The 1,502-nt window shown below is 68.2% G+C and carries 1 protein-coding gene; it reads left to right on the top strand.

Features of this window, described 5'->3' with window-relative positions:
• Nucleotides 1-249 precede the first annotated feature (249 nt).
• Nucleotides 250-1,476: an IS110 family RNA-guided transposase gene (locus tag D0C15_RS33820; protein ID WP_091680115.1), complete on the top strand. Its 1,227-nt coding sequence runs from the start codon at nt 250-252 to the stop codon at nt 1,474-1,476.
• Nucleotides 1,477-1,502 lie beyond the last annotated feature (26 nt).

The raw sequence follows: 1,502 nt of genomic DNA, 5'->3' as shown, positions 1-1,502 counted from the left end.
TCCTAATCAGTTCTGGGAGTGAGCTATCCGGCACACTCCTGCTGGTAGCCGGCCGGCAGGTGAGCACTCTCGGTTCCTGGATTTCGAGTCCTGGTGAAAGACAGTGCCCCTGCCGGTAGGCCGGGAGAGTTGATCGCTGCTGGGATGTCGTGCCCCGCGTGAGGGTGGCGGGAAGCACTGCTTGATTAGGTCGCTGATGGTTCTCCCACTGGCTGCACAGGGTGATCGGCATCGAGAGCGGGAGGACCGTTGCGACTGTTCGTGGGAGATGACTGGGCCGAGGACCATCACGACATCGAGCTGATGGACATGGCCGGACGCCGGCTGGCCAAGGCTCGCCTGCCCGAGGGCGTGGCGGGGATGGCCCGGTTGCACGCGATGCTCGGCGAGCAGCTCGGCGAGGCCGACGACGAGGACGTGGAGGTGCTGGTCGGGATCGAGACCGACCGGGGTCCGTGGGTGGCGGCCCTGGTCGCCGCTGGGTACACGGTGCTGGCGGTTAACCCGTTGCAGGCGGCCAGGTTCCGGGACCGGCTGGGGGTCTCGGGTGCCAAGAGCGATGCTGGTGACGCGCACGTGCTGGCGGACATGGTCCGCACCCACGCCCACGAGCTGCGCCCGGTCGCCGGGGACAGCACCGAGGCCGAGGCGGTCAAGGTCGTGGCCCGTACCCACAAGACGCTGATCTGGGAACGCACCCGCCACACCCAGCGGCTGCGGCACGCGCTGCGCGACTACTTCCCGGCCGCGCTGATCGCCTTCGAGGACCTGGACGCCGCCGACACCCTGGAACTGCTGGCCAAAGCGCCCACTCCGGCTCAGGCCGCCCGGCTCACGACCGCACAGATCAGCGGCGCATTGAAACGCGCACGCCGCAAGAATGTGGCCGAGAAAGCGGTGGCCGTCCAGGCCGCGCTGCGGGCCGAGCACCTGGGCCAGCCCGAGATCCTGACCAGCGCCTATGCCGCCTCGGTCCAGGCGTTGATCGCGGTCCTGACCGTGCTGAACACTCAGGTGAAGGCCTTGCAAAGGCAGGTGGAGACCCATTTTGGGCAGCACCCGGCCGCTGAGATCATCCTGTCCCAGCCTGGTCTGGGGCCGGTGCTCGGCGCCCGGGTGCTCGCAGAGTTCGGCGACGACTCCGCCCGTTACATCAGCGCCAAGGCCCGCAAGAACTACGCCGGAACGTCCCCGATCACCCGCGCGTCGGGCAGGAAGAAGGTCGCTCTGGCCCGGTTCGTGCATAACGACCGGCTGATCGACGCGCTGATGACCCAGGCGTTCGCCGCGCTGAAAGCCTCGCCCGGAGCACGGGCCTACTACGACCGGCAGCGCGCCCGCGGGGCCGGGCACAACGCCGCCCTGCGTCAGTTGGCGAACCGGCTGGTGGGCATCCTGCACGGCTGCCTCAAAACCGGCACCCTCTACGACGAGACGACCGCCTGGTCGCATCACGCCGAGAACGTTGCGGCTTGACATTTCAGCTCCTGGGATGTCTTTCA

Source organism: Amycolatopsis palatopharyngis (genome assembly GCF_003385185.1).
Classification (GTDB): Bacteria; Actinomycetota; Actinomycetes; order Mycobacteriales; family Pseudonocardiaceae; genus Amycolatopsis; species Amycolatopsis palatopharyngis.
The sequence above is the reverse complement of the archived record's forward strand: the minus strand, read 5'-3'. Positions and strand labels throughout refer to the sequence as shown.